This is a genomic window from Kitasatospora sp. NPDC059571 (assembly GCF_042735675.1).
Lineage (GTDB): Bacteria > Actinomycetota > Actinomycetes > Streptomycetales > Streptomycetaceae > Kitasatospora.
In genome coordinates this window covers 1-6,325 of record NZ_JBHWBW010000155.1, presented here as the reverse complement: position 1 = coordinate 6,325, position 6,325 = coordinate 1, and the positions used below count along the sequence as shown (strand labels likewise).

The following is a 6,325-nucleotide window of genomic DNA, read 5'->3' as shown; positions in this document are numbered from 1 at the left end:
GGCGCGGGGGGGGGGGGCGGGGGGGGGGCTACGTCCGCCGCGGGGGCCGCCCCGCCCGCCCCACGCGGCGATCACGCCGCCGGTGATCCGGTCGAGGACCCGGCGCGCCGTCGGGCCGGCCAGCCAGTGGCGCAGGACGCGGGCGAAGCCGATCAGCACCGCCGACCAGGCGACGCCGAGCAGCAGGTGCTCGCAGGTCAGCAGCACGCCGAAGGCCAGATGCGGGGCGCCGGGCGGGATGAACTGCGGCAGCAGCGCGATGTAGAAGACGCCGACCTTGGGATTGAGCAGGTTGGTCAGCGCGCCGCGCCGCCAGCCGGCCACCAGCCCGCCGCCGTCCGCCGCGGGATCGGGGCCGTCCTGCGCCGCCTCGGCCGGGGCGGCGTCGCCGGTGCGGAACGAGTCGCGCAGCATCCGGGCCCCCATCCACAGCAGGTAGCCGGCGCCGGCCCAGCGCAGTGTCTCATAGGCGAGGTGCGAGGCGGTGAGGACGGCGGTGGCGCCGGCCGAGGCGAGCACCCCCCAGACCAGGGTGCCGGTCTGGATGCCGAGCACCACGCCCCAGGCGCGTCGGCGCCGGCCGAGGACGGCGGTCCGCAGGATCAGCGCGGTGTCCAGCCCGGGGGTGAGCGTGAGCAGGCCGACCAGCAGCCCGAACGACCAGAGAGCGGTGGCGGTGTCCATGCCCGCCGACCCTATCGCCGGCCCCGCGCCGTACCGCCGCCGGGAGTGCCCTGCCGGCGTCGGCCCCGACGGGCGGTCACGCCCCGCAGGCGCAGTCGGCGGTGGTGCTGCAGCAGGCGGCCGGTGCGTCGGCGGCCCTGCCGAGGGTGTCGGCGTCGGCCTTGACGGTGTAGACCTCCCACGGCTCCCGGCCGGGGCCGTGCACCCAGACCTTGTCCTGGAGCGCGTAGCAGCAGGAGGTGTCGTTCTCCTCGACGGTGGCGAGTCCGGCGTCCTTGAGCCGGGCGGTGGCGGCGCCGACCTGCTCGGTGGAGGCGACCTCCACGCCGAGGTGGTCGAGGCGGGTGTCCTCGCCCGGCTCGCCCTCGATCAGGACGAGCTTGAGCGGGGGCTCGGCGATGGCGAAGTTGGCGTAGCCGGGGCGGCGCTTGGCCGGCTCGGTGCCGAACAGCCGGGAGTAGAAGGCGACGGACCCTTCGAGGTCGGCGACGCGCAGGGCGAGCTGGACACGGGACATGGCGGGCTCCCCGATCCGGGATGATGCATCGATGGCTGTCGATACAGAAAGCCTGCTCCTGGTTTGGGTGGCCGTCAACATAGATGGATGTCTAAATCGGAGCCGGTCGCGCTCGGGCCGGGCGGGGCGGCGGTGTGTGTCTGCGACCGGACCGGCCCGTTCGATGCCTCCCGGCCGACAGGCGGACCGTCACCGCGGGTGTGCCGTCCCCGCCGGTGGATGCCGGCTCCTCGGCCCAGTGCCGGAAGGTCGGACGGTCGGGAGTCGGCGAGCCGCGTCGGATACGGTCACCCGCTCATCCGGCCGGACGCCCCGGGCAGGGCTCCCCGCCGGGCCCGGCATTTCGTTTACTGGTAAAACACTTGCTAACATTGTTCGGGTGAGCATCGCCGTCCCCGCCCCCAGGCTCCCGCTGGCCGCCCCGCTCAGGCTCGGCCGGCCCTCCGACATCTGGTACAAGCCCGCGCTGAGCGTCGTCGTAGCCGCGGCCGTACCCGACGCCGCCCTGCTCGCGGCGGGCCGCCTGGACCTCGCCACCGCCACCACCGCCGGCTCGCTCTGCGCCCTGTACGGCCACAACCTGCCGTACGCGGCCCGTGCCCGCACGGTCGCCCGGCTGGTGCTCGGCATGCTCGCCGGCTACGGCCTGGCGATGGCCGCCGCCGCGCTCACCGGATCGGTCGTCGTCCTGGTCGCCGTCGGCGCCGCGCTCGCCGCCGTCCAGAAGGCGCTCTGCGACGCCGGCCGGATCGGACCGCCCGGCCACGTGATCCTCGCCTTCGTCTCCTCGGCCGCACTCTTCGCGCCGCTGCCGGCCGACCGGATCCCCGGGCGGCTCGGGCTCGCCGCGGCCGCCGGCGTCCTCGCCTGGCTGGTCTGCCTCGCACCCGCACTGGTCCGCTCCGACGGGCCGGAACGCCACGCCGTCGCCCGCGCCCTGGACGCCGCCGCCCGCTACGCGGCCGAGCCCGGCGGCCCGCACCGCGACCGGCTGCGCGCCGCGGCCGCCTCCGCCGTCCACGCCGCCTGGCAGACCCTCGCCGCGGCGGGCAGCCGTTCCCCGCACAGCCGTTCCCCGCACAGCCGTTCTCCGCGAAGCCGTACGCCGCGCAGTCGGGCCGCCGACCCGCGCGCACTCGCCGTCCTGCTCGGCATCGCCGAGACCGCCCTCGCCGGCACCCCCGCCGCCGATGCGGAGGGCGCCGGCCGTCCCGACCGGCTCAGGGCCCGCGCCCGGGCCCTCCGAGCGGGCGGCCCCGTCCCGCTCCCCGGGCCCGGAACGGCCGCCCTCCGAACGGCCGACGACCACCTGGCCGCCGCCCACGCCACTGCGGCCGCCGGCCGGCCGTCCCCGGCGCGGCTGCTGGGCCCCGGCTCACCGCTGCTGCCGATCGTGGCCCGCACCTTCCTCGGCTGCGCACTGGCCGGCTGGACCGCCGCCGCGCTCGGCATCGGCCGGCCCGCCTGGGCCCTGGTCACCGCCGCCTCGATCTACCAGGTCAACGGCACCCTCACCTGGCACCGCGCCCTGCAGCGCGTGGTGGGCAACCTGCTCGGCGTGCTGGTGTTCGCCGCCGTCGTCCCGGTCGCCCGCCTCGGCGCCGTGCCGCTCGTCCTCTGCTGCCTGGCCGGCAACTTCGGGGCGGAGGCGCTGATCGGCCGCAACTACTGGCTCGGCAGCGTCTGCGTCACCCCGATGGCGCTGCTCATCACGGAGTTCGGCCGGGTCGAGCCCGCCGGCGAGCTGGTCGCCGACCGCGTCCTCGACACCCTGGCCGGCGCCGCCCTCGGCCTGCTCGCCGCGCTGCTCGTCACCAACCGCCGGGCCGGCCACCGGGTGAGCGCCACCCTGGCGCACGCCGCCGACGCCCGAGCCCGCACCGAAGGCCTGCTCGCCCACCCGGCCCCGGACCCCGCCGCCCTCGCCGGCGCCCGCCGCCGGCTCACCGGCGCCCTGGTCGATCTGCGCGCCGCCGCCGACACCGCCGCCGGCGAATGGCGCACCCGGACGGTCCCGCCGGCCGAGATCGCCGCCGAAGAACTCGCCGGACACCGTACGCTCGCAGCGACGGTACGGCGCCAGGCATCGCCCGGCCCGCAGCCCGCCCTCGGGTGAGGACGGCGCCAGCGGGCGGCCCCGCCACGGCGGGCCGCACCGGGACAGGGACGGGCAGCGGCGGCGCCACGGCGCGTTCGGGCAATGGCGGGGAGAGGCGGACGGTGGACGGCGGACGGCAGACGCGGGCGGCGGACGGGGACACGGTCGCGGCGGTCGTCGCCCAGTGGCGCGGCATCCACCCCGGCCTCGACACCGGGCCGATGGAGGTCATCGGCCGGATCAACCGCTGCGCCGCCCTGCTCCAGCAGGCCGAGGACGCCCCGCTGCGCCGGGCCGGCCTCACCCGGGCCGAGTTCGACCTGCTCGGGGCGCTGCGCCGGACGGGCCACGAGCTGACGCCGGGCGAACTGGCCCGGGAGACCTTCTCGTCCGGGGCGGCGGTGACCAAGCGGCTGCGGCAGCTCCAGGAGCGCGGGCTGATCGAGCGCCGGGCCGACACCCGGGACCGCCGGGTCGCCCACGTCGGGCTCACCGAGGCCGGCCGGGCGCTGGTCGACCGGATCCTGCCCGACCAACTGGCCTTCGAGCGGGGCGTGCTGGCCGGGATCGCCGGTGACCGCCACGACGAGCTCGCCGCCCGGCTCGCCGAGCTCCTCGGGCAGCTGGAGGGCCGGCTCGGCGGCTGAACCGCCGGGCCGGCCCCGATTCCGGCCGCCGGGCCGGGATCAGCCCTCGGCGCCCAGCCACAGGTCGGGGCCGAACACCTCGTAGTGGATGTCCGCGGGCCGCACGCCGGCCGCGATCAGCTGCCCGCGCACCGAGCGCAGGAAGGGCAGCGGTCCGCAGAGGTAGGCGGTGGTCCCGGCCGGGACCTCCACCGCGGACAGGTCCACCAGACCGGTCCGCCCGGTCGGCCAGGGGCCGTTGGGCTGCTCGTAGAAGACGTGCGCCTGCGCGTCGGCGAGCTTCGCGGTGAGCTGCTGAAGGTCGGCGCGGAAGGCGTGCGCGAGCTCGTCGCGGTCGCCGTGCACGGCGATCACCCGCCGGGTGCTGCCGGTGGCGGCCAGGTGCGACAGCATGCCGATCATCGGGGTGCAGCCGATGCCGGCCGAGGCCAGCAGCACCGGACCGTCGCCGTCGGCCAGCACGACGTCGCCGAACGGCGGGCTGAGCAGCAGGGTGTCGCCCGCGCCGACGTGCGCGTGCAGGTGGTTGGAGACCTCACCGTCGGGCGCGCCCGCGACCCGCTTGACGGAGAACTGGAGCGCGCCGTCCGGCCGGCCGGACAGGCTGTACTGGCGGATCTGCCGGGCGCCGTCCGGCAGTTCGACCTGGACGGAGACGTACTGGCCGGGCCGGGTGGCGGGCACCGGGCCGCCGTCCGCGGGGCGGACCAGGAAGGTGGCGACATCGTCCGTCTCCAGCAGCCGGGCGACCACGGTGTACGGGCGGCGCGGCGCGCCGGCGGCGCTGCCGGCCTGCGCGTACAGGTCGCGCTCCAGGGCGATCAGGGCGTTCGCCATCAGCCAGTAGACCTCGTCCCAGGCGGCGGCGACCTCCGCCGTCACGGCCTCGCCCAGCACCTCGACGATCGCCGCGAACAGGTGCTCGTGGACGACCTCGTACTGCTCCGGGGCGATGCCGAGCGAGGCGTGCTTGTGCGCGATCCGCGCCAGCATCGCGTCCGGCCGCACCGCGGGGTGGGCGACCAGCGCGGTGGCGAACGCGGCGATCGAGCCGGCCAGGGCCTGCCGCTGGCTGCCGTTCGCCTGGTTGCCGCGGTTGAACAGGTCGCGCAGCAGCTCGGGGTGGGCCGCGAAGAGCCGGTCGTAGAAGCGCTCGGTGATCTCGCCGACGGCGCCGCCGACGACCGGGAGGGTTGCCTCGACGACCGGGAGGGACTGGGGGGACAGCATCGATGGCTCCTAATTGGTATTTGATCTTCGTATTTTTGGCGATGCGGAACGAGCCGTCGTCGGGGGCGGCTCAGTCCGGCGGGCGGACGGACAGCCCGAGCAGCACCGGGCCGGTGGGGGCGGTGACCAGGTCGTCGACGCAGAGCGGGTCGAGCGTCGCGAAGAACGCCTCCTGTGCGGCGCGCAGCGCCCCGCGCAGCCGGCAGGCCGCGCGCAGCGGGCAGGGCGGATCGTCCTCGCATCCCACCACGTCGCCGACCCCCTCCAGCTCGCGCACCAGTGCGCCGAGTGAGCCCGTGCGGCCGGCCAGGGTCAGTGCCAGTCCGCCCGTGCGGCCCCGCCGCGCCTCCACCACGCCGAGGCGCTGCAGCCGGCTGACCACCTTGGCCGCGTGGGTGTAGGGCACGTCCATCGCGGCCGCGACCTCGCGGGTGGTCGGGTTGGACGCCTCGTCCAGCACGGCCAGCCGCATGGCGATGCGCAGCGCGATGTCGGTGCTCTTGGTCAGCCTCACGGGTGAGACTCTACCTAATGCGAATCCTGGACTCGTCTTTGGGGGCTACTTCCGGCCGCCCGCGGTCAGCTCGGCGAGCAGCTCCGGGCCGCTCCATCGGCGCGCCGCGGGGCCGGCCTCCTCGGCGGCCCGGACCAGCTCGATCAGCCGGGCGTTCGCCGGCGCGGCCAGCCCGTGCCGGGCCGCGATGGCGACCACCTCGCCCTGCAGGCTGTCGATCTCCGTCCGGCGGCCCCGCTGGAGGTCCTCCCAGGTGGACGAGCGGGCCTCGGCGTCCACCTTCAGGGTGGCGGCGGCCAGCCGCCGGAACACGCCGTCCGGCAGGGCCAGCAGACGGGGCATCAGTGCGGTCGGCAGCGCCCCGAGCCGGGCCGGGCGGACGCCGTCGGCGTGCATCGCCGCCAGCGCCTCGCGCTGGCACAGGGCCAGGCAGCGGCGGTAGTCGCGCTGTCCGAGCTGGTCGCGCAGCGGTAGCCCGGAGAGCGCGTTGACCGCGTTGTTGAGGTTCATCAGCAGTTTGCCGTGCTGCACCTCGCGCATGTCGGGGCGCTGCTCGACCGGCAGGCCGGCCTCGGCCGCGGCGGCCGCCCGCGCGGCCGAGGCCGGCGAGGCCGCGACCCTCATCGCCCCGCCGG

The 6,325-nt window shown here is 76.6% G+C and carries 7 protein-coding genes; 2 read left to right on the top strand and 5 right to left on the bottom strand.

The window, feature by feature from the left end; all coding sequences use genetic code 11:
• The coding region (locus ACFV0G_RS18900; RefSeq protein WP_380548595.1) for a LysE family translocator at positions 1-684 on the bottom strand (684 nt) is incomplete at its 3' end.
• 76 nt (positions 685-760) lie between these two features.
• Positions 761-1,201, bottom strand: a complete 441-nt coding sequence (locus tag ACFV0G_RS18895) for an ArsI/CadI family heavy metal resistance metalloenzyme (protein WP_380548592.1) — start codon at positions 1,199-1,201, stop codon at positions 761-763.
• Between the two features lie 379 nt (positions 1,202-1,580).
• Between ACFV0G_RS18895 and ACFV0G_RS18890 the strand changes: the two genes are divergently transcribed.
• Complete coding sequence (locus ACFV0G_RS18890) at positions 1,581-3,317, top strand: FUSC family protein (RefSeq protein ID WP_380548589.1); 1,737 nt, start codon at positions 1,581-1,583, stop codon at positions 3,315-3,317.
• Between the two features lie 104 nt (positions 3,318-3,421).
• Positions 3,422-3,946 carry a MarR family winged helix-turn-helix transcriptional regulator gene (locus ACFV0G_RS18885; protein WP_380548586.1) on the top strand — a complete coding sequence of 175 codons (525 nt, stop codon included), beginning with the start codon at positions 3,422-3,424 and terminating at the stop codon, positions 3,944-3,946.
• Positions 3,947-3,985: 39 nt separating this feature from the next.
• On the opposite strand, the gene ACFV0G_RS18880 is transcribed toward ACFV0G_RS18885, so the two are convergent.
• The 3 genes from ACFV0G_RS18880 to ACFV0G_RS18870 all read right to left on the bottom strand — a co-directional run.
• A complete protein-coding gene (locus ACFV0G_RS18880; RefSeq protein ID WP_380548583.1) occupies positions 3,986-5,176 on the bottom strand; it encodes a globin domain-containing protein in 1,191 nt (396 codons plus the stop codon).
• A gap of 70 nt (positions 5,177-5,246) precedes the next feature.
• A complete protein-coding gene (locus ACFV0G_RS18875) occupies positions 5,247-5,690 on the bottom strand; it encodes an RrF2 family transcriptional regulator (protein WP_380548579.1) in 444 nt (147 codons plus the stop codon).
• 45 nt (positions 5,691-5,735) lie between these two features.
• On the bottom strand, positions 5,736-6,325 hold a 590-nt coding region (locus ACFV0G_RS18870), incomplete at its 5' end, for a ketopantoate reductase C-terminal domain-containing protein (RefSeq protein ID WP_380548576.1).

Coding starts and splice junctions, on each gene's coding strand:
- ACFV0G_RS18895 (WP_380548592.1), bottom strand. CDS start 1,201: ATGTCCCGTGTCCAGCTCGCCCTGCGCGTCGCCGACCTCGAAGGGTCC.
- ACFV0G_RS18880 (WP_380548583.1), bottom strand. CDS start 5,176: ATGCTGTCCCCCCAGTCCCTCCCGGTCGTCGAGGCAACCCTCCCGGTC.